Origin of the sequence: Rhizobium sp. CB3090 (genome assembly GCF_029714285.1) — a bacterium.
In the GTDB taxonomy this organism is placed as follows: Bacteria; Pseudomonadota; Alphaproteobacteria; order Rhizobiales; family Rhizobiaceae; genus Rhizobium.
On sequence record NZ_CP121662.1, the window covers coordinates 2,798,321 to 2,818,660 of the forward strand.

Below are 20,340 nucleotides of genomic sequence, written 5' to 3' on the forward strand. Positions count from 1 at the left end.
ATGAATGATGAATCATATTTCCCTAATGAGGCCTCCATGAGTGTAGAAGACGATAACGATCGATACCGCGCACCGGCGCTGGACAAAGGCCTCGATATCCTGGAGCTACTGGCGCGGATCGACGGCGGGCTGACGCAAGCCGAAATCGCCAAGGCGCTCGGCAAGAGCCCGAACGAGTTCTACCGCATGCTCGATCGCCTGGTCCGGCGTGGCTATGTGCAGCGGCAGGATGGCGACCGCTTCTATCTGACTCTCAAACTCTTCGGCCTGGCGCATTACCATGCGCCGGTGCGCCGCCTCGTTTCCTTCGCTACGCCGCTGATGCGCGAATTCTCCAATCGCGCCGAGCAAGCCTGCCATCTGGCGATATTCGACCGCGGCTCGGTCATCGTCATTGCCCAGCAGGATTCTCCGACCTATTGGGGCATCTCGATTCGCGTTGGCGCCCAGATTAATTTGTTCAACACCGGCTCCGGCCATGTTCTGCTCGCCTTTCGCGACGAAAAACACCGCAAGATGATGATCAATGAGCAGCAGCGCCAACAGGACGAGGATGTGCCGATGCCGTCCGATCTCGATAAGCGCCTTCAACTGATCAAGGAGCAGGGTTTCGAGACGATGGACAGCCTGCAGACCACTGGGGTGCGCAACATTTCGGCGCCTGTGCTGGCATTGGATGGTTATGCGCTGGCCGCGCTCACCTGTCCCTATATACAGCCGGTCAATCCGAATGCGCCGAGCTACGAGCAGGTGATCCAATATGTCCGCGAAGCAGCCAGGGACATATCGGAGACCGTCGCAGGCACCTTGGACAACGCCGAGATATAATTTTTATTTGAATACACTATTCTTCTGTGAGTATATATTGATCAGCATGATGGGAGGATCGCCATGCTTTTCGATAGTCACCTGCACATCGTCGATCGCACGAAACTTGGATACCCCTGGCTGGAAGGGGCCGGCGCGCTGAATCGCGACAGCCTCTATGCGGACTATGCACGCGAAGCCCAGCGCCTGGGGATTACCGATACGCTGCATATGGAAGTGGATGTCGCTAAAAGCGATATCGAGCGGGAAACGGATTACGTCAAGGATCTGAGCCGACAGCCCGGCAGCCTGATCCGCGGCGCCATCGCTGCCTGCCGGCCGGAAGATGCCGACTTTCCGGCCTATCTCGAACGTGTGCTCGCCGATCCCTTCATCAAAGGCTTCCGTCGCGTCCTGCATGTCATACCGGACGATGTTTCCGAGGGCGCACTTTTCCGTGAAAATCTGAAGCGGCTCGCCGGCACCCGCCTCACCTTCGATTTCTGCGTGCTGCCGCATCAGATCGCCAAGGCGATCGCGCTGGCCGACCTCAACCCCGATGTTCAGTTCATTCTCGATCATTGCGGCGTGCCCGCCGTCAAAGACGGCTTCAGCGCGGTCTGGACCTCGGGAATCACTGAGATCGCCAGGCGGCCGAACGTCGTCGTCAAGATTTCCGGTGTCGTCGCCTATGCCGATCCCGATAGCTGGACCGTTGATACGCTGCGTCCCTTTGTCGAGCATTCGATAGCAAGCTTCGGCTGGCATCGTGTCATCTGGGGCAGCGATTGGCCGGTCTGCACGCTGGGCGGCGGTCTCTCCACCTGGGTCGGCGCCACGCATGCATTGACTCAGGGAGCAAGCGCCGACGAACGCAACAGCCTCTATCGGCTCAACGCCAAGCGCCTCTGGCCGCTTTGAGCGCGCTACGATTTTCTTGAAAGCCAATGCCATGACCGCCACCGTCGGCATTTCCAGCACCCATCCAAAGACCATGCCGGCGGATCATGCCGATATTCCCGTCTGGAACTCGGAAAACTGGTTCTACGAAGATTTCGAAATCGGCCACAAGATCCGCTCGCTGCGGCGGACGATCTCCGAAGGCGAATCCCAGCAGTTCAACGCTCTCGTGCTCGATATGCACCCTTACGTCAGCGACCAGATCTTTGCGGAGACGGAGGGCTTATTCGGTAAGCGCCTCGTCGCCGGTGCCTTCGTCTTCTCCGCCGGCCTCGGCCTCGTCGCTACCAACTGCATCAACGCCTTCTCGTATGGCTACGACAAGCTGCGCTTCGTCAGGCCCACTTTCATCGGCGATACGATCTACACCATCCGCACCAATCTCGATAAACAGCCGAAATACAAGGATCTCGGCCTGATCCGCTCTTCCTACGAAGTCTTCAAGGGCGAAGGCGAGCTGGTGCTTTATTGCGAGCATATCCAGACGGTACGCTACAAGAACGGCCGGCCTGCGGACGCTCCGGAATTGAAGAGCTAAATGACCAAAGGAAGCAATGACGGCCTGCTCGCCGGCATCACGGTGCTCGATATGAGCCAGTTCCTCGCCGGGCCGATGGCGGCGCTGCGGCTTGGCGATCTCGGCGCTCGGGTGATCAAGGTCGAGCGTCCCGATGGCGGCGATCTCTGCCGCCGGCTTTATCTCAGCGACACCGAGATCGGCGGCGACTCGACGCTGTTCCACGCGATCAATCGCGGCAAGGAAAGCTTCGCCGTCAACATGAAGGACGAAGGCGACCTGCAGGACCTGCGCGTCCTGATCGCAAAAGCCGATGTCATCATCCAGAATTTCCGCCCGGGGGTCATCGATCGCCTGGGTCTCGATTACGCCTCAGTCGCCAAGATCAATCCCCGTATCGTCTATGGCAGCATCACAGGTTATGGAGCGGACAACGAGTGGCGGCATTTTCCCGGCCAGGACCTCCTCGCCCAGGCCCGCTCCGGCGCCATGTGGCTGAACGGCGAAGCCGATGACGGCCCTGTGCCCTTCGGCCTTGCGGTGGCCGACATGCTGGCCGGCAATCTGATCGTCCAGGGCATTCTTGCCGGCCTCGTGCGGCGCGGCGTCACCGGTCAGGGCGTCCATGTCGAAACCAGCCTGCTGGAAGCGATGATCGATTTCCAATTCGAGGTGCTGACCACCCATCTGAACGATGGCGGCCGCCTGCCGAAGAAATCTTCCGTGCGCAATGCCCACGCCTATCTCGCAGCACCTTACGGCGTCTATCATTGCGCCGATGGCTGGCTGGCGCTGGCGATGATGCCGCTATCGAAGCTGGCGCCGCTCTTCGAACTTCCGGCACTTGCCGAGTTTACGCCGCACGAGGCCTTCACCCGCCGCGACCGGATCAAGAGCCTGATCGCCAGTCGCCTGCATGAGAAGACGGTGAAGGAATGGCTCGCCATCCTGGAACCTGCCGATATCTGGGCCGCCGAAGTGCTGGACTGGCCGAAATTGCTGCAAACCGCAGCCTTCCGCCAGCTCGACATGCTGCAGACGGTAACCCGCAGCGACGGTGTCTCTGTGCGCACGACGGCAAGCCCTATCCGTGTCGACGGCATCCGAAGCAAGAACGGCTCGGCAGCACCGACGATCGGCAGCGAGTCGGAAAAGATAAGGGCGGAGTTTATTCCCCCTTCTCCCCCGCGGGGAGAAGGTCGCGGGTAGCGCGGGTTGAGGGGGCGATGCACCGTAAGGAATTTGTTTCCCAGGTACACCCCCTCACCCGGCCCTTCGGGCCAAACGCCGCAAGAAGTGCAAAAGAAAAAGAGCGGCCACCCTTCGGTAGCCGCCCTTTGTTTATGTCAGTCCAACTGTTCAAGCAGCAGCGAGCTGTAGTTCCTTACCGACCATGGTGCGCAGAGCGACCAGGTCCTTGGCGAATGCGCGAATGCCTTCGGCGAGCTTTTCGGTCGCCATCGCATCTTCGTTCATCATCCAACGGAAGGTTCTTTCGTCGACGGCGATCTTGGAGACCGAGGTCTTGTTTTCCGGCGACAGCTTGCGCTCCAGCTTGCCTTCGTCCTTGGAGAGTTCGTCAAGCAGGTTCGGGCTGATCGTCAGGCGATCGCAGCCGGCCAGTGCTTCGATTTCGCCGGCGTTGCGGAAGGAAGCGCCCATGACGATCGTCTTGATGTCGTTGGCCTTGTAGTAATTGTAGATATCGCGAACGGAAATAACGCCCGGATCTTCTTCAGGCGTGTATTCCTTGCCGGTCGACTTCTTGTACCAGTCGAGAATGCGGCCGACGAAGGGCGAGATCAGGAAAACCTTGGCGTCGGCGCAGGCAACCGCCTGGACCTTGCTGAAGAGCAGCGTCAGGTTGCAGTCGATGCCTTCCTTCTGCAGCACTTCGGCGGCCCGGATGCCTTCCCAAGTGGAAGCGAGCTTGATGAGAATGCGGTCACGGTCAATGCCGCGTTCCTTGTAGGCGGCGATGATAGCGCGGGCCTTGGCGATCGAGCCTTCGGTGTTGAAGGACAGGTCGGCATCGACCTCGGTCGAGACACGGCCGGGAACGAGGCCGGAGAGAGCGGCGCCGACAGAGATTGCCAAACGATCGGCGACAGCAGCGGCAACGGCGTCCGGCGTACCACCCTGCTTCTTGCCCCAGGCGACAGCCTCCTTGATCGCATCGGCGAACATCGGTGTGCCGAGCGCCTTCAGGACGATGGTCGGATTGGTCGTGCAATCGACCGGCTTCAGGCGGGCAACCGCCTCGATATCGCCGGAGTCGGCCACGACCGTCGTCATAGCGCGAAGTTGGTCAAGCTTGGATGTCATAATACGTATCCTTGTTGAATTGGCCCATTGTGGGAATTATGGACCGGCGCGAAATCCCGTCCGGTTCGATAGACGACACGAAACTGCAGGCGGATTGCGCCTCTTCTCCTTCTGTAGGTAACGGGAGAAAAAGCGCGAAAGTTCCATTTCCGGCGAGCGGTCGAAGCTGCGAAGAAACAACCATCCCGGACAAGTCTTTTCACCGAAACGGAGCGCTCTATATCGCTCCCTGTCCGGTGAAATACGTCCACGGCTGCAACCCGCACATTGCCCTCCTCGACTGGACAAAGACCGACTTCCTCACGGCGACTATCATCAATCTCGCAGCGAAAAGTCAAGGACATTTGTGCATTTCAATTGACATAAGTTTCAGACCATAGAATATCGGCGATAGAAGAGCCGATCTGCCGCCCCTGTCCTGTGCAATCGCCGCAACCTTTGTCGTTTGCGATCATTAAAACAAAGGGGCGTGCAAAAATCTTGCCGGAGGACCTGTGGCCAAACTTAGACGCGGGACACACACCGCCTATTCGGAGACGGCGTCGCTGAGGCTGCGCGCTGCCTGGCTCTATTACAATCAGGGCCTGACGCAGAAGGATGTCGCCGAACAGCTCGGCATCAGCCGCACCACGGTCATCCGTCTGCTCGACGAGGCGATGCGTCGCAGCGAAGTGCAGATCTGGATCAATGAAGGCATCGACGATTGCGTCGAACTGGCAATCAAGCTGGAGCGCGTCTATGGGCTGGACGAGGCGATCGTCGTCCCATCGCCCGCCGGCGGAGATGTCGACGCCCAGGCGAAAAGCGTCGGCCTGGCGCTTGGCCAGTTCCTCACCGAAGCGATCCCCGACAATTATACGATCGGCGTCGGCTGGGGCCGGACGATGACGGCCTCGCTGGGAAGCTTCCGCCCACCCCGCCGCGACAATTGCAAAGTGGTCTCTTTGCTCGGCGGCATCGTCGCCGTCCAACAGACCAATCCCATCGATTATACCTGGCGTTTGGCGAGCCAGCTCGGCGCCGAATGCTACATGTTCCTGGCGCCGCTCCTGGTCGATTCCATCGAGACCAAGCGCAATCTCATCGAAAAATGCGGTCTGGAGGCGATCTACCGGCTGGCCGAAAACCTCGACCTCGCCATCGTTAGTTGCGGCGACATCGGCCCTCACTCCACTTCGCTGTCGGAAGGCTTCATATCGAAGCAGGAACTGGACCAGTTGATCGAGGCTGGCTGCGTCTGCGACACCATGTTCAACTTCCTCGACGCCGAGGGCAATTCCGTCGATCATCCGATCAACAAGCGCGTCATGTCAGTCGATCTCGACACATTGAAGAAGGCCAAGCACATCGTCCTGTCTTCCGGCGGCATGCACCGCGCCCTCGCGATCCGCGCCACCATCAAGCGCATCGGCTGCAACACGCTGATCACGGATGAAGGCGCTGCAAAGGCGCTGCTGCAGATGGCCACGGCCAAAGCGGCTTGAGATATTACCCTCTCCCCCGCGGGGAGAAGGTGCCCCGAAGGGGCGGATGAGGGGCCGTTACCGGGGAATTCTCTTATTTATCAGAAAGTCGAGAAGGCGAGCTATGCCAGTAACGCCCCCTCAACCCGCGCGTACCGCGCGACCTTCTCCCCCGCGGGGAGAAGGTAAGTATCTCACGCCTTCCCCGCTTCCCAGCCCAGCATCGCCCGCTTGCGCGTCAGACCCCAATGATAGCCGGTGAGATCACCGTTCTTGCCGAGCGCGCGGTGACAGGGGACGACGAAGGAGATGGGGTTGCGGCCGACAGCGGCGCCGACTGCGCGCATCGCCGTCGGCTGGCCGATGTCTTTGGCGATATCGGAATAGGTGACGGCTCGGCCCATCGGGATATTCAACAGGCTTTCCCAGACCCGCACCTGGAAATCCGTGCCGATCAGCACGACCCGCAGCGGCTGGTCGCTCGACCATTTCGACGGCTCGAAAATCCGCGCCGCATAAGGCATGGTCGCCTGCAGGTCCTCGACATATTGCGCATTCGGCCAACGGCAGGTCATGTCCTCGAGGCAGGCCTTCTCGTCGCCGGAATCGCTGAAGGCGAGACCGGCAAGGCCGCGGTCGGTGACCATGATCAGCGCCAGGCCGAAGGGCGAAATGTGGAAGCCGTAGCGGATGACCAGCCCGCCGCCCTTCGCCTTCCATTCGCCGGGCGACATCGCCTCATGCGTGACGAAGAGGTCGTGCAGCCGGCTTGGACCGGAAAGGCCCACTTCGAACGAGGTTTCCAGCAAGGGCAGATCTTCCTCGCGCAGCAGCCGCTTGGCATGATCGAGCGTTACGGCCTGCAAAAAACCCTTGGGTGACAATCCCGCCCAACGGGTAAAGGTCTTCTGCAATTGAGTCGGCGATTGTCCGAGCCGCTCGGCGATCGTCTCCAATGATGGCTGATCGCGATAGTCCTCGGTGATGAGTTCGATCACCCGGCGGACGGTGTCATAGTCCGGTCCTTCCGGCGTGATGTCTGTCTTCAACTGTGCGATAGCATTCATAATCTTTCTCCTTGAAAAGGAGAACACCACGAAGAGACGGGTAAAACCACCCGTTTCTTGCGTAGGGGCGTGATTCCGAACCGAAGGACCGCGTCAGCGAAAAGAGTGAAGCGGTTTTCGGACAAGATCACGCCCATCAAGCGATCTATATCCGTTGTGTCACCGTTGCCAGAGCCCGCTTGAAGGCTTTGGCAAAGCTCTCCCGATCTTCCGGATTGAGAAAAGAGCCGATATCCGTGTCATGGCTTCTGTCGCGGACATGCATCGAGACGACACCGATCTCACTGTGCCGGCGGACGAGGAACCGCGTCCAGAAAGGATTGAAGCGATGCTCGATCATGCGGCCCGAGGGCGAGAATTTGCGGATCGACACATTGGTGCGCGACACCGTCACCTCCTCGCGCACCCGACCCGAGCGATAATTCAGCCAGAAAGCGCCGTAGAGCAAGATGAAATCTGCCCCAAAGAAGATGCCGATCGGCCATGCACCGCGAAGGGCGAACACAACGCCATATATGAGGCAGAACGCTCCCGCCAGCATCAGCATTACCTTGAATCCCCTTCGCCCCAAGGAGCGATAGGGAAACAATTCGGCGGCGAAGACCGGCCTGTTGCCATCGATGTCAGTATCGGCGTTGCGTTCGGTCATAGGACTTGAGTATAGGTCATCCATGGCAAACCCCAAGATCAAATCCAGCGCGCAAAACGCGAAAAAGTCAAATGCGACGGCGGGCCGCAAGCCGGTTTTCAAGAGCCCCTATTCCAAGGCGGATTTGGAAGAGATCTTCCGCCGTTTCTCCATTCAGCGGCCCGAGCCGAAGGGGGAGCTGGAGCATGTCAATCCCTTTACGCTGGTCGTCGCCGTCGCGCTATCGGCACAGGCAACCGATGCCGGCGTCAACAAGGCGACCCGCGCTCTCTTTGCCGTCGCCGATACGCCGCAGAAGATGCTCGATCTCGGCGAAGACCGCATCCGCGACTATATCAAGACGATCGGCCTTTACCGCAACAAGGCGAAGAACGTCGTAGCGCTCTCTGAGAAATTGATCAGGGATTTCGACGGCGAAGTGCCGCAGACGCGCGAGGAGCTGATGACGCTGCCGGGCGTCGGCCGCAAGACCGCCAATGTCGTGCTCTCCATGGCCTTCGGCCAGGCGACGCTTGCTGTCGACACCCATATTTTCCGCATCGCCAATCGCCTGTTGCTCGCCCCCGGCAAAACGCCGGACGAAGTCGAACAGCGGCTGATGAAGGTGATCCCGGACAAATATCTCTACCACGCGCATCACTGGTTCATCCTGCACGGGCGTTATGTCTGCAAAGCGCGCAAGCCGGAATGCGAGCGCTGCGTCATCGCCGATCTCTGTCGCTCGCCGGAAAAGACCTGCGATATCCCCGCGCCACTGGTCGAACTGCCGCCGCAACTGATCGGAGCGGCCGATTAGAGGTGCCGTCACGGCACCTGCAATACTTAGCCGCGACGCGCCGCTTCCTTCCGGGAAATGAGCTTGTGCAAATGGACCATCATCCCCGCCGCAAACAGCGGCGTCAAAAGGTTGACCAAGGGGATGGCGAGGAAGGCGGCGATCACCAGGCCGGCAAGGAAGACGGTGAAGGCATATTTGCTGCGAAACTGCCGTGCTTCTTCCGGCGACCGGAAACGCATGGCGGCGAATTCGAAGAATTCCCGGCCCAGCAGGTAACCGTTGACCAGGAAGAAGGCGACAAGATTGATCCCGGGAATGAAAAGCAGAAGCAGCGCGATGATGTTGCCCGCGACCACGATGCCGAGGAATTTCAGCGAACTTTTCATAGCCGGCACGAATGGCAGAGCCTTTCCCGGTGCATCAGCGGGATAGTCCCTCTTCTCCACCACATCAGCGACATCGTCGAGAAAGAGCCCTGCGATCAAGGCCGTTACCGGTGAGATCAGCAGCGCCAAGGCTAGCGCCAAACCGAGGCCGGCCAGAACAGCGAGAAGAAAGGTAAGCCAGCTCGTCCAATCCGGTATGGACGGCATGAAACTCTGTAACCACGGCAGCACGAAAGCGATGAAGGTGCTGCGTAACACAAACCAGAGGGCGACAAGCGCCAGCAATGTCAGCCCGAGGACTTTCCAAAAAACCTTGCGCGTTTCGGCTGCAAAGAGATTGGCGATGGAAAGACGCGCGGCATGGATGATCATTCGTCCGAAATCCCGTTAGTCGTGGCTGGATATGTAAGTAACAATTGCAGATATATCAATATATTCCCGCACGCCGCGTAATAACCCTCACCCATTTGAATTGTTGTAATCAAGTCCACACTAATATATGGTGTGTTACATATGAAAAACAACAACCTAAACATGATCAGCGGCCATCCAAAATCTGCAAGCACTCCGATTGTTTTGACATTCGGCGCAATCACACTTCGGATAGACCGTCAGCGAGGCGATACATTTGGAAGACCTGGGCCAGAAGCTTAAACAATATATCAAAACGGGCACTCCCGCCGAGCGTCGAATCGCCAAGTATTTCTCCGAACACTTGAACGAGCTGCCCTTTGAAACCGCCTCTTCCGTCGCCGACAGGCTGGAATTGAGCCCGATGACCGTCGGGCGCTTCCTGCGGTCGCTCGGCTATCAGGGCCTGGACGGCATCAAGGTGCACCTGCGGGAAAATGTGACGCCGGTGACGCTGCAATTGCCGAACGTTCTGGAACAGTTGCAGAAGGACGCCAACGAGGGGCGCCCGATTGCTGGCCAGATCGCCGAGCAGGTCGAGATGCTGCAGCATATCTATAATCTCACCAGTCAGCCGCAATGGCTGGACGCGGTTGCGGCGATACTGTCGTCCAGCGAGGTTTTCGTTACGGCACATCCCAGTCTCGCAAGCCTCGGGCGCCATCTCTGCAACCGCCTCGCATTCGCCCGCGACCATGTGCAATTCCTCGATGGCGCCAATGGCAGCTATATCGAGCTGCTCGGCCATCAGTCGAACGATGCATTGGTGGTGATCGTCGATTCGCCTCGCTTCGTCGCCTCGCGGCTGCTGGCGCGTTCTGCCCGCCGTTCCGGCTACAAGGTGCTGCTGATCACCAGCCAATATACGGAATGGGCGCATGAATTCGCCAATATGACGCTGTCGCTACCGCCACTGCGCACTGGCAACAACGAAAACCTGTCGGCAATGATGGCGCTGCTGGAGTTCCTGGCCGTTGCCGTCATTCACGCGGCCGGCGAAGAGGCGGAGAGCCGCATCCACCGGATCGAAGAGCTGGAAGGCATGTTCGCCCACGCGCCGCTTCGATAACAATCGGCAGGCGATGGCCTGGAGCAATTCCAGGAAAAGTGCGAAGCGGTTTTCCGTCAGGAATGGGTAAAAACAAAGGGATAGAGCGGGAAAGCGATTCCGTGAAACGCTGAACTGCTCTAGTACTACAGTTGCGTTTGATTCCTGGCTCTGTAGTGAGCGAGGGTTGCGGACGCTTGATGCATGCGTCGCCAGAGCGACCATGCCAAGATCAGGCGAACTCTGATTGGGGGCGGCAGTAAGAGCCGTTTGATCATATAGCGGATCTCTGCGACGCTAGGCAGGAGCGCCAGGGTGTTGGTCAGGCGGCGATTGGCGGGTTTGGACTCGTTTCGTTCGGTTTGCCAGCAGCGGTACGGCGTAGGTCGGCGCCGAGCTTGGCGAGGAATGCAGCGGCCGCCATGACGAGCGTCATGTGCCGGTTCCAGGCATGCCAGGATCGCGCCTCGCAATGATCCAGGCCGAGGTCGTCCTTCGCACGCTGGAAGCATTCTTCTACCGTCCAACGCAGCCCGGCAGCGCCAGCCAACTCGCTCAGTTCCGTACCGGCAGGCGCAAAGACAAAATAATAGGCGCGCGCATCGGGTTCGCGTCGGCTGCGGCGGATCAGAAGCCAGCGCTCCCATTGTGCATCAGGACGAGAGCTGAGAGGAATACGGGCCCAATCATAAAGCCGAAGGCCTTTGGCGCCTTCGCCTGCTGGATGACTTGACCAGGCCTCCGCCTCTAATTCCGCGGCCATCGTCTCCGGATCAGTTTGCTCGAAGCATTGCTCGCGCACGAAGCGCAGGCAATGGTTGGAGCGAACTGCTAGAACATAAGGCTGGCCACGGCTTTCCAGCATCCGGCGTAGCTTCGAATCCGAACCATAGAGCGCATCGGCCAATACCCAGGCACAAGGCACGCCGGCATCCAGCGCATCGGCTATGAGCTTGGCAGCGATGGTCGGTTTGGTCGCGAAGGTCTGGGACTGGGGGACGTGAGCCGAAGTACGGCGCGCTTCATCTTCAGCCCACCCCTTCGGCAGATAAAGCTGCCGATCGATCAGGGTCTGACCGTAGCGGCTTGCATAGGCAAGGAAAACACCGACCTGACAGTTCTCAATCCGGCCGGCCGTGCCGGAATATTGTCGCGCGACACCCACCGAATGAACGCCTTTCTTCAGGAAGCCGGTCTCATCGACCACAAGAACGCCGTCCGCGTCACCTAGAGACTCCATTGCATAAGCGCGCACCGCATCGCGCAATGCGTCAGCATCCCAATGGCTGCACCCCAGCAGCGACTGCATCCGATAAGGGCGATCCAGTCCTGCCTGTTCAGCCATCAACCAGCCGGTCTTGCGCTCTGCTCCCGACAATAACCCATCCAGAAAGGCACCACACGATACGCGCAATTCGCGGCGACCAAACACCGGACCCAACCGCACCTTCAAGGCATCGAGCTCACGCTGCCACGCCGGCATGGACCCGGACCAACCCGCTACCGACATTCGATTCCCTCCCGTCAAATGCGGGAAATGAATCATGATTTCAAATCAAACGCAACTGTAGTACTAGACGCCGGAAGGATTTCCGGCGTTTCTATTCCATTATTCCATGGACTCCAACTCGGCGCGATGGCGATACATCGCGAGAAAGCGCCGATAATCGCGGTCATAGAGCGCCTTCTTGCGCCTGTCCGGCAGCCGCTCGTGACCACCGGGATACATGGCGGCGCCGGCCGCGCCAAGGCTGTCGTAGAGTCCGCAGGAGACGGAAGCGGCGATCGCCGTTCCCAGGAGAACCGCCTCATTCATCTTCGGGACGACCACCTTGCAGCCGGTGATATCGGAATAAAGCTCCATCAGCACCGCATTCTTTACATGGCCGCCGGCGACATGCAGCGTATCCGGCACATAACCGTAATCATGCATCCTCTCCAGAATATGGCGGATGCCGAGCGCCACGCCGACACCGGTGCGCCAATAAAGACGGCAGAGACCGTCGAAGGATGCATCCAGCGTCAGCCCGCTGACGACGCCGACCGCATGCGGATCGGCAAGCGGCGATCGGTTGCCGTGAAAATCCGGAAGAACGTGGATTCGCTCGGCAAAGGCATCGCCTTCAACGGTGCGAAGTTCGGCGATGCGCTTTACGATGCGGTCGTGCAACGCCGCTGTGGGTTCACCGCCGGCCGCATGCATGCCGACCATGTAATCGAGCAGCGCACCTGTCGCCGATTGCCCGGCTTCGACCAGCCAGGTGTCCGGAAATACGGCTTCGTAATAGGGTCCCCACATGCCAGTGCTGCGCTTGCGTTCGCGCGAAAAGGAGACGATGCAGCTCGATGTTCCGGCAATCAGCGCCAGTTGATGCTCCAGCGCGTGGAGGTCTCCCGCATGTCCGCCGAGCGTGCCGAGTGCGCCCGCATAAGCGTCGATCATGCCGGCACCGACATAGCACTCGCAGTTAAGCCCCAAGGCGTCCGCTGCTTCTACAGTCAGCGTGCCGACGCTTTCTCCGACCGGAGTCGTCTCTTCCGGCAGGTTGCCGCGCTCGCAGAGATCGCCAAGGCCGATCACATTGAGGAAATCCGTCTGCCAGCCGGGCTTACGATGGGGAAGGTAATTCCATTTCGCCGTCAGCGTGCAGCGCGAGCGCGCAAGCGAACCCGTGGCTTTCCAGGTCATGAAATCGGCAAGATCGAAGAAATAACCGGCCTTTGCCCAACTCTGCGGCAGATTTTTCTTCAGCCACATCAGCTTCGGCATCTCCATTTCCGGTGACATGAAGTGGCCGGAATATTCGAGGACCTCATGCTTGGTCGCCGTGCAGAAATCCGCTTCAGCAAGTGCCCGGTGATCAAGCCAGACGATGGTGTCAAACCGGTCTTCGCCACCGGTCGAAACCGTCAGCGGCTTGCCTTCCGTATCGCGCACTACCAGCGAACAGGTGGCGTCGAAGCCGATGGCGCCAATGACGGATACGTCGACGCCGGAGGCCGTAACGGCGGCGCGCACGGCGGTACAGACCGCAGCCCAAATGTTTTCGGAATCGTGCTCGGCGTGATTTTCACGCGGGCGGTTCATGATGATCGGATGTTCGCCCTTGCCCAGCAGGGCGCCGCGTGATGTGAACACGCCGGCGCGCGCGCTGCCAGTGCCGATATCGACCGCAACCACATGATCACGCATACAGCAGAGGCCCCATCCACTTACGTCTTGCTGCGGACAAGGTGTATCAAATCCGACATTGCGTCAAACACGACTTCTGGAGAAAGCCGCTCCAGTTCCGCCCGATAACTTGGCGAATGCGCATGCGAGCCGCCGGTGAAGGCGAAAACCGTCATGCCTGCCGCTCTCGCCGCCGTAATGCCGGCCGGGCTGTCTTCGATGACGATACAGTCCTGCGGAGCGACCTGCATCTGCTTGGCGGCATAAAGAAAAAGATCGGGCGCCGGTTTGCCGCGCTTGACCATGCTGGCGCTGAAAATATTCGGCTCCAGCCGCGGCAACAGGCCGGTGACGCCAAGCGACAACCGTATGCGCTCTATCTGGCTGGAGGAAGCGACGCAACGCCGGACAGTCAGCGCATCCAGCGTCTCGGCAACACCGTCGATCGGCTTTAATTCGCGCCGGAAGCGGTCATAGAGATCGTTGCGGATACGATCGAGAAAATCCTGATCGATGAAGACGTCGAACTCCGTCTCCAGCGTATCGACGAGCGTGGCAAGGCTCTTGCCTAGGAAGCGGCTATAGATGTCTTCCTCGCTCATATCCACGCCGACGTCGTGCATGGCCTTTATAAGCACGCTGACAGACAGCGGTTCGCTGTCGACGAGCACACCATCGCAGTCGAAGATGACCAGTCCCTTCTCCGCATCAGTCATCGCAGATCCAACCCGAACCCTGTTTTTTTTGAGCCGCGTCCGTTGAAACGCAGGCATGACCCATAAAAATTCGGCCGGGGCTTGGGTGCCCCGGCCGACGGACAGTTATTCCGCGAGTTTGTTGTCGAGGTATAGCTGGAGGGTGACGCGGGTACCCTTTTCCCACAGCGTTTTTAAGGCGTTAGCAAAGCGCTTGCGGAAAAGATCCGATTTGGCGACGGCGCCGAAGATATCGTCGAAGGCGAGGAAAGCGTTCGGATCGTCCTTGGCCTTCAGCGCTGCGGCATGCAGCCGGTCGGCGCTGGCATCGTTGAAGACGATATCCTTGCCGCTGTCGGTGGTGCCGGCGAAGTAGCGGCACCACAGCGCCGAAACCAGTGCAAGGCCCACGACATCCTCGTTGCGGCGGAGACGATCGGCTGTCGACGGCAGAATGAACTTCGGCTGCCGGTTCGAACCATCCTGCGCCAGGCGCGGAATGGTGTCGGCAATCTTTGGATTTAAGAAGCGGCGCTCGATGAGCTTGAAATAATCGGCAAGCACCGTATTCGGCACCGGCGGGATCACGGGGATGATCTCTTCATTCTCGAGCTTGGCGAGATAGGCGCGGATCAGAGGCTCTTCCATGGCCTCGTGCACGAAATGGACATCCATCAGCGCCGCCGGATAGGCGATTGCCGCATGGCCGCCATTGAGGATGCGGATCTTCATGTGCTCGTAGGGCGTAACATCCGGAACGAAGGTGACGCCGACCTTTTCCAGCGCCGGACGGCCAGCCGGGAAATTGTCCTCCAGCACCCATTGTTTGAACTCTTCGCAATAGACCGGCCAGTTGTCCTCGATATCGAAGACTTCCTTCAAGAGATCGATCTCGCGCGCGCCGGTTGCCGGCGTAATGCGGTCGACCATGCCGTTCGGAAAGGCGACATTGGCGGCGATCCAGTCGGCAAAGGCCGGATCCGAAAGCTTCGCCGTACCGACGACGGCTGCTTTGGTGACGCCGCCATTGTGGGGAATGTTATCGCACGACATGACGGTGAAGGGCTGTAGGCCGGCAGCACGGCGGGCCTTGAGGCCGGCGACGATCAGGCCGAACACCGTCTTCGGCGCATCCGGGCGCTGACCGTCGGCTACAATGGCCGGATGGCCGGGATTGAACTTGCCTGAGGCATCGATGAAATAGCCGCCTTCGGTGATCGTCATCGAGACGATACGAATCGAAGGGTCGGCAAGTTTGGCGATGATGGCTTTGGCGTCGCCGACCGGCAGGATGCCGATCATCGGCGCGGTGACGCGCGCTGCGGTGCGATTGTTGTCCTGTTCAACCACCGTCGTCAGGAAATTCTGAGCCGCGAGTTTCTCGCGCATGGCGGCGTCCGAAGGAAGCACGCCGGCGCCGATGATCGCCCAATCATGGTCCTCGCCGGCATTGAAAAGGTCATCGAGGTAGATTGCCTGGTGGGCGCGATGGAAATTGCCGACGCCGAAATGAACGATGCCCGCCGACAGCGACTTTGGATCATAGGTCGGGATGGCAGCCGTTGCGGCCGCCTCCTGAAGGGTTGCGAGCGATAATTTGCACGTCATGTCTCAAGTCCTTCTGAAAGGTCTTCTGCTCCGGATGGACTGGGCTAGCCTCATCCGGCTAGGATGACCTGGGCCTGCTCGATGCGGGCCGAGGTTAAAGTGGTATTCGCCATACTGAGTGGGGCCGGCATGGCGAGGGCGATCGATTTAGATCGACAGCCCCCTTTCGTTGAACCGGTGGATGCGGGATTTATCGGGTGTCAAATAGACGGTATCGCCGGCGCGCGCCGGGAAATCGCCGGTTCCGCGGGCCGTGATGGTGCCGATACCATCGGCATCGATATGCAGGAAAGTGTCCGAGCCGAGATGTTCGGCGACGCTCACCTTGCCCTGCCAGTCGCCTTCGGTGGTCGACAACAGCACATGTTCCGGACGGACGCCGATCGTGTGGGCGCCGAGGTTCTGGGCATAGGCCCCCGTGACGAAGTTCATCTTCGGCGAGCCGATGAAGCCGGCAACAAAGAGGTTCTGCGGGCTGCGATAAAGCTCAAGCGGTGAACCGACCTGCTCGATATTGCCGCGGTTCAGGACCACGATCTTATCCGCCATGGTCATGGCTTCGACCTGATCGTGCGTCACGTAGACCATCGTCGTCTTGAGCTGCTGGTGCAGCTCGCTGATTTCGAGGCGCATGTTGACGCGCAACGCCGCATCGAGGTTCGACAAAGGCTCGTCGAACAGGAAGGCCGCGGGCTGGCGCACGATGGCGCGGCCGATGGCGACGCGCTGGCGCTGACCGCCGGAGAGCTGGCGCGGCTTGCGCTCCAGATAATCCGTCAGGTTTAGGACACGCGCCGCTTCCGCCACTTTCTTGTCGATCTCCGCTTGCGGCATGTTCGCCATCTTGAGCGGGAAGGCGATGTTCTTGCGGACACTCATGTGCGGATAAAGTGCGTAGGACTGGAACACCATGGCGAGGCCGCGTTCGGCTGGCGCCAGATTGGTACCGTCCTTGCCGTCGATCAGGATCTGGCCGCTGGAGACATCCTCGAGGCCGGCGATCAGGCGCAGCAGCGTGGACTTGCCGCAACCGGAGGGGCCAACGAACACGACGAACTCGCCGTTATTGATTTCGAGGTCGATGGAAGGGATGACCTTGGCTTCGCCGAAGACCTTCGAAACCTTCTTAAGGACAATGCTACCCATGTTTCTCTTCCTTACTTAACCGCGCCGAAGGTGAGGCCGCGAACGAGTTGTTTTTGCGAAAACCAGCCGAGGATCAGGATCGGGGCGATCGCCATGGTCGATGCTGCCGAAAGCTTGGCGTAGAACAGGCCTTCCGGGCTGGAATAGGAGGCGATGAAGGTGCTGAGCGGCGCCGCATCCACGGCGGAGAGGTTCAGCGTCCAGAAAGCCTCGTTCCAGGCGAGAATGATGTTGAGAAGCATCGTCGAGGCAAGGCCCGGGATCGCCATCGGCGTCAGCACGTAGATGATCTCCTTGGCGAGCGACGCGCCGTCCATGCGGGCCGCTTCGAGGATCTCGCCGGGGATCTCCTTGAAGTAGGTATAGAGCATCCACACGATAATCGGCAGGTTGATAAGCATCAGCACGACGACCATGCCGAGCCGGCTGGCGAACTGATTGTTGAGCAGGCCGAAAGCCTGGAACAGCAGGTAGATCGGGATGAAGGCGCCGACCGGCGGCATCATCTTGGTGGACAGCATCCACATCAGCACGTCTTTGGTGCGCTTAGTCGGCGAAAAGGCCATGGCCCAGGCCGCCGGAACAGCGACGAGCAAACCGAGGATCGTCGAACCGAAGGCGATGAGGACCGAATTGCCAAAGTGGAGGAAATAGTTCGAGCGCGATTGCACCTCGAAATAATTCTCCAGCGTCCAATGGAAAAAGAGGAATTGCGGAGGCGAGGCGATGGCATCGCCTTCCGTCTTGAAGCTCGTCAGGAATGTCCAGAGGATCGGGAAGAAGATCAGAATCGCGACCACCCAGGCAGCGACGGAGACGACCACCTTGCGTTTGGTTGAGACAGTACGAGCCATCTTAAGCCTCCAGATTCTTGCCGACTGCGCGCATCAGGAAGATCGCGACGATATTGGCGAGGATGACGGCGATGATGCCGCCCGCCGATGCGCCGCCGACGTCCTGCTGCAGAACGAGCTGCGAATAGACCAGGTAAGTGAGGTTGGTCGTTGCCGTGCCCGGACCGCCATTGGTGGTGACCAGGATTTCGGCGAAGGCCGAGAGCATGAAGATCGTCTCAATAAGGATGACGACCGTGATCGCACGCGCCAGATGCGGCAGGATGATGTAAAGGAATTTCGACACCGCACCGGCGCCGTCCATTTCGGCCGCTTCCTTTTGCTCTTCGTCGAGCGACTGCAAGGCGGTCAGCAGGATGAGTGTTGCGAAGGGCAGCCACTGCCAAGCGATGATGATGATGATCGAAAACAGCGGAATCGTCTCCAGCCAGGTCAGCGGATCGAGCCCGAAGAGCTTGAAAAGATATGCCAGAAGCCCGTTCACCGGGTTCATGAACATATGTTTCCAAATCAGGGCGGCGACTGTCGGCATGACGAAGAAGGGCGCCAGCACCAGCATGCGCACGATGCCCTGACCGAAGATCGGCTGATCGAGAAGGAGCGCGAGAGCAATGCCGCCGACCACCGTGATGATCAATGCGCCGACCACGAGCAGGATAGTGACGAAGAGCGAATTCCAGAAGGCCGGGTCTGTGACGAAATATTCGTAGTTCAAGAACCCGATGAAGTCATGCGCACCGGGGGACATGAGGTTGTAGTTCAACGTCGAGAAATAGATCGTCATCACCAGCGGGACGATCATCCACGCGAAGAGAAGCAAAACTGAGGGCGCCATCATGACGCGTGCGGTAGAACGGGTGTGTAACGTTGCCATGGCAAGTACCGACCTATCTTTGAGCAGGGAGAGTGGCCGCAGACCGGCTGAAATAAAAGAGGCCGCCGAAGAGCAGTTCGGACACTCGGCGACCTGAAGGAAGGGGAGCGCTGCGAGACGCGCCCCTTCGTACCTTGGGAGGTTTCTTATTTCGGATAACCAGCCTTGGTCATTTCACGATTGGTCAGTTGCTGTGCCGACTTGAGGGCTTGATCGACGGAGATCTGGCCTGCAAGGGCAGCAGAGAACTGCTGGCCGACGGCGGTGCCGATACCCTGGAACTCAGGGATAGCGACGAACTGGACGCCGACATACGGGACCGGCTTGACGGTCGGGTGGGTCGGATCGGCCGAGTTGATCGAGTCGAGCGTCATCTTCGCGAAAGGTGCTGCCTTCTGGTAATCCGCATTCGCATAGAGCGAAGCGCGGGTGCCGGGAGGTGCATTCAGCCAGCCTTCCTTCTGAGCAACAAGATTGATGTAGTCCTTGCTGGTTGCCCAGGAGATGAACTTCTCAGCAGCTTCGGTCTTCTTCGAAGATGCCGGGATCGCCAGGCTCCATGCCCACAGCCAGTTGCCGCGCTTGCCGAGGCCCTTGTCCGGAGCCAGGGCGAAGCCAACCTTGTCCGCAACCTTCGATTGCTTCGGGTCGGAAACGAAGGAGGCCGCGACAGTCGCATCGATCCACATCCCGCACTTGCCGGACTGGAACAGAGCCAGGTTTTCGTTGAAGCCGTTGGACGAAGCGCCCGGAGGGCCGGCATCCTTCATCAGCTTGACGTAGAAGTCGAGCGTGTCCTTCCATTCCGGCTGATCGAACTGTGCCTTCCACTTTTCATCGAACCAGCGAGCGCCGAACGAGTTCGACATCGCCGTCAGGAAAGCCATGTTTTCGCCCCAGCCGGCCTTGCCGCGAAGGCAGATACCGTAGACTTCATGGTCCTTGTCGGTGATTTTGCGGGCTGCATCGGCGATGAAGTCCCAGGTCGGTGCATCCGGCATCTTCAAGCCGGCCTTGTCGAACAGGTCCTTGCGGTACATCACCATCGAGCTTTCGCCGTAGAACGGAGCAGCATAAAGCTTGCTGTTGACTGTCAGACCGCTGCGGATGGCCGGGAGAAGGTCATCCACGTCGTAGTTCTTGTCGGCGGTAAGCTTGTCGAGCGGCGCGAGCCAGCCGAGCTTACTCCAGATCGGCACTTCGTAGGTGCCGATCGTCAGCACGTCGTATTGGCCGCCCTTGGTAGCGATGTCCGTCGTAACCTTCTGGCGCAATACGTTTTCCTCGAGCGTGACCCACTGCAGGTCAATGTCGGGGTTTTTGGCTTTGAAATCGTCCGTAAGCTTTTGCATACGAACCATGTCGCCGTTGTTCACGGTGGCAATCGTGAGGGTTTCGGCGGACGCCATTCCAGCAAACATCAGTGCGGAGCATGCGCCCAGCAGGAAAGTTTTCAATTTCATATCTTCCTCCCAGAAGATCAACAATGAGCATTCGCTTTGCTCGTGAGCAATTACTCACTCTTTGCGACAAAATGTCAATGCGAATTCATTGCTGCGTTGCCGAACAAGCAGCTCATC

At 59.2% G+C, this 20,340-nt stretch carries 19 protein-coding genes; 7 read left to right on the top strand and 12 right to left on the bottom strand.

Annotated features, from left to right (window positions below):
• Nucleotides 1-36: 36 nt before the first annotated feature.
• The 4 genes from QA646_RS13475 (at nt 37) to QA646_RS13490 (ending at nt 3,493) form a co-directional block, all read left to right on the top strand.
• Entirely contained in the window at nt 37-828 is a 792-nt protein-coding gene (locus QA646_RS13475) for an IclR family transcriptional regulator (protein WP_283055938.1), read from the top strand.
• 63 nt (nt 829-891) lie between these two features.
• Complete coding sequence (locus QA646_RS13480; protein ID WP_283055939.1) at nt 892-1,728, top strand: amidohydrolase; 837 nt, start codon at nt 892-894, stop codon at nt 1,726-1,728.
• A 31-nt stretch (nt 1,729-1,759) separates the two neighbouring features.
• A complete protein-coding gene (locus QA646_RS13485) occupies nt 1,760-2,305 on the top strand; it encodes a MaoC family dehydratase (RefSeq protein WP_283055940.1) in 546 nt (181 codons plus the stop codon).
• Complete coding sequence (locus QA646_RS13490) at nt 2,306-3,493, top strand: CaiB/BaiF CoA-transferase family protein (protein ID WP_283055941.1); 1,188 nt, start codon at nt 2,306-2,308, stop codon at nt 3,491-3,493. It abuts the gene before it with no gap.
• Nucleotides 3,494-3,643: 150 nt separating this feature from the next.
• On the opposite strand, the gene tal is transcribed toward QA646_RS13490, so the two are convergent.
• On the bottom strand, nt 3,644-4,609 hold the full coding sequence (gene tal / locus QA646_RS13495) for a transaldolase (RefSeq protein WP_283055942.1): 966 nt from the start codon (nt 4,607-4,609) through the stop codon (nt 3,644-3,646).
• A 494-nt stretch (nt 4,610-5,103) separates the two neighbouring features.
• Between tal and QA646_RS13500 the strand changes: the two genes are divergently transcribed.
• Nucleotides 5,104-6,093, top strand: a complete 990-nt coding sequence (locus QA646_RS13500) for a sugar-binding transcriptional regulator (RefSeq protein WP_283055943.1) — start codon at nt 5,104-5,106, stop codon at nt 6,091-6,093.
• Nucleotides 6,094-6,266: 173 nt separating this feature from the next.
• Here the strand turns inward: QA646_RS13500 and QA646_RS13505 are convergent, their stop codons facing one another.
• Both QA646_RS13505 and QA646_RS13510 read right to left on the bottom strand, forming a co-directional pair.
• Nucleotides 6,267-7,139 carry a bifunctional helix-turn-helix domain-containing protein/methylated-DNA--[protein]-cysteine S-methyltransferase gene (locus QA646_RS13505; RefSeq protein ID WP_283055944.1) on the bottom strand — a complete coding sequence of 291 codons (873 nt, stop codon included), beginning with the start codon at nt 7,137-7,139 and terminating at the stop codon, nt 6,267-6,269.
• Nucleotides 7,140-7,284: 145 nt separating this feature from the next.
• Nucleotides 7,285-7,788 carry a DUF2244 domain-containing protein gene (locus QA646_RS13510; RefSeq protein WP_283058874.1) on the bottom strand — a complete coding sequence of 168 codons (504 nt, stop codon included), beginning with the start codon at nt 7,786-7,788 and terminating at the stop codon, nt 7,285-7,287.
• Between the two features lie 22 nt (nt 7,789-7,810).
• Between QA646_RS13510 and nth the strand changes: the two genes are divergently transcribed.
• Entirely contained in the window at nt 7,811-8,584 is a 774-nt protein-coding gene (gene nth, locus QA646_RS13515) for an endonuclease III (protein ID WP_283055945.1), read from the top strand.
• Nucleotides 8,585-8,610: 26 nt separating this feature from the next.
• Here the strand turns inward: nth and QA646_RS13520 are convergent, their stop codons facing one another.
• Complete coding sequence (locus tag QA646_RS13520; protein ID WP_283055946.1) at nt 8,611-9,324, bottom strand: sulfate transporter family protein; 714 nt, start codon at nt 9,322-9,324, stop codon at nt 8,611-8,613.
• Nucleotides 9,325-9,580: 256 nt separating this feature from the next.
• Here QA646_RS13520 and QA646_RS13525 point away from each other — a divergent pair, with 256 nt between their 5' ends.
• Nucleotides 9,581-10,432, top strand: a complete 852-nt coding sequence (locus QA646_RS13525) for a MurR/RpiR family transcriptional regulator (RefSeq protein ID WP_283055947.1) — start codon at nt 9,581-9,583, stop codon at nt 10,430-10,432.
• Nucleotides 10,433-10,733: 301 nt separating this feature from the next.
• On the opposite strand, the gene QA646_RS13530 is transcribed toward QA646_RS13525, so the two are convergent.
• The 8 genes from QA646_RS13530 to QA646_RS13565 all read right to left on the bottom strand — a co-directional run bounded on the left by QA646_RS13530 (nt 10,734) and on the right by QA646_RS13565 (nt 20,223).
• Complete coding sequence (locus QA646_RS13530) at nt 10,734-11,921, bottom strand: IS701 family transposase (protein ID WP_283055948.1); 1,188 nt, start codon at nt 11,919-11,921, stop codon at nt 10,734-10,736.
• Nucleotides 11,922-12,020: 99 nt separating this feature from the next.
• Entirely contained in the window at nt 12,021-13,604 is a 1,584-nt protein-coding gene (locus tag QA646_RS13535) for an FGGY-family carbohydrate kinase (protein WP_283055949.1), read from the bottom strand.
• A 20-nt stretch (nt 13,605-13,624) separates the two neighbouring features.
• The gene (locus QA646_RS13540) at nt 13,625-14,299 is read right to left on the bottom strand and encodes an HAD family hydrolase (RefSeq protein ID WP_283055950.1); all 675 of its coding nucleotides are present in this window, start codon (nt 14,297-14,299) and stop codon (nt 13,625-13,627) included.
• Between the two features lie 105 nt (nt 14,300-14,404).
• The gene (locus QA646_RS13545; RefSeq protein WP_283055951.1) at nt 14,405-15,886 is read right to left on the bottom strand and encodes a mannitol dehydrogenase family protein; all 1,482 of its coding nucleotides are present in this window, start codon (nt 15,884-15,886) and stop codon (nt 14,405-14,407) included.
• Between the two features lie 147 nt (nt 15,887-16,033).
• Nucleotides 16,034-17,032 carry an ABC transporter ATP-binding protein gene (locus tag QA646_RS13550; protein WP_283055952.1) on the bottom strand — a complete coding sequence of 333 codons (999 nt, stop codon included), beginning with the start codon at nt 17,030-17,032 and terminating at the stop codon, nt 16,034-16,036.
• Between the two features lie 11 nt (nt 17,033-17,043).
• Nucleotides 17,044-17,886 carry a carbohydrate ABC transporter permease gene (locus QA646_RS13555; protein WP_028752740.1) on the bottom strand — a complete coding sequence of 281 codons (843 nt, stop codon included), beginning with the start codon at nt 17,884-17,886 and terminating at the stop codon, nt 17,044-17,046.
• A gap of 1 nt (nt 17,887) precedes the next feature.
• Nucleotides 17,888-18,760, bottom strand: a complete 873-nt coding sequence (locus QA646_RS13560) for a sugar ABC transporter permease (RefSeq protein ID WP_283055953.1) — start codon at nt 18,758-18,760, stop codon at nt 17,888-17,890.
• A gap of 146 nt (nt 18,761-18,906) precedes the next feature.
• Nucleotides 18,907-20,223: a sugar ABC transporter substrate-binding protein gene (locus QA646_RS13565; RefSeq protein ID WP_283055954.1), complete on the bottom strand. Its 1,317-nt coding sequence runs from the start codon at nt 20,221-20,223 to the stop codon at nt 18,907-18,909.
• Between the last annotated feature and the right edge of the window lie 117 nt (nt 20,224-20,340).

Coding starts and splice junctions, on each gene's coding strand:
- QA646_RS13535 (WP_283055949.1), bottom strand. CDS start 13,604: ATGCGTGATCATGTGGTTGCGGTCGATATCGGCACTGGCAGCGCGCGC.
- QA646_RS13480 (WP_283055939.1), top strand. CDS start 892: ATGCTTTTCGATAGTCACCTGCACATCGTCGATCGCACGAAACTTGGA.
- QA646_RS13520 (WP_283055946.1), bottom strand. CDS start 9,324: ATGATCATCCATGCCGCGCGTCTTTCCATCGCCAATCTCTTTGCAGCC.
- QA646_RS13565 (WP_283055954.1), bottom strand. CDS start 20,223: ATGAAATTGAAAACTTTCCTGCTGGGCGCATGCTCCGCACTGATGTTT.
- QA646_RS13555 (WP_028752740.1), bottom strand. CDS start 17,886: ATGGCTCGTACTGTCTCAACCAAACGCAAGGTGGTCGTCTCCGTCGCT.
- QA646_RS13475 (WP_283055938.1), top strand. CDS start 37: ATGAGTGTAGAAGACGATAACGATCGATACCGCGCACCGGCGCTGGAC.
- QA646_RS13505 (WP_283055944.1), bottom strand. CDS start 7,139: ATGAATGCTATCGCACAGTTGAAGACAGACATCACGCCGGAAGGACCG.
- QA646_RS13530 (WP_283055948.1), bottom strand. CDS start 11,921: ATGTCGGTAGCGGGTTGGTCCGGGTCCATGCCGGCGTGGCAGCGTGAG.
- QA646_RS13485 (WP_283055940.1), top strand. CDS start 1,760: ATGACCGCCACCGTCGGCATTTCCAGCACCCATCCAAAGACCATGCCG.
- QA646_RS13550 (WP_283055952.1), bottom strand. CDS start 17,032: ATGGGTAGCATTGTCCTTAAGAAGGTTTCGAAGGTCTTCGGCGAAGCC.
- nth (WP_283055945.1), top strand. CDS start 7,811: ATGGCAAACCCCAAGATCAAATCCAGCGCGCAAAACGCGAAAAAGTCA.
- QA646_RS13510 (WP_283058874.1), bottom strand. CDS start 7,788: ATGACCGAACGCAACGCCGATACTGACATCGATGGCAACAGGCCGGTC.
- tal (WP_283055942.1), bottom strand. CDS start 4,609: ATGACATCCAAGCTTGACCAACTTCGCGCTATGACGACGGTCGTGGCC.
- QA646_RS13545 (WP_283055951.1), bottom strand. CDS start 15,886: ATGACGTGCAAATTATCGCTCGCAACCCTTCAGGAGGCGGCCGCAACG.
- QA646_RS13540 (WP_283055950.1), bottom strand. CDS start 14,299: ATGACTGATGCGGAGAAGGGACTGGTCATCTTCGACTGCGATGGTGTG.
- QA646_RS13490 (WP_283055941.1), top strand. CDS start 2,306: ATGACCAAAGGAAGCAATGACGGCCTGCTCGCCGGCATCACGGTGCTC.
- QA646_RS13560 (WP_283055953.1), bottom strand. CDS start 18,760: ATGGCAACGTTACACACCCGTTCTACCGCACGCGTCATGATGGCGCCC.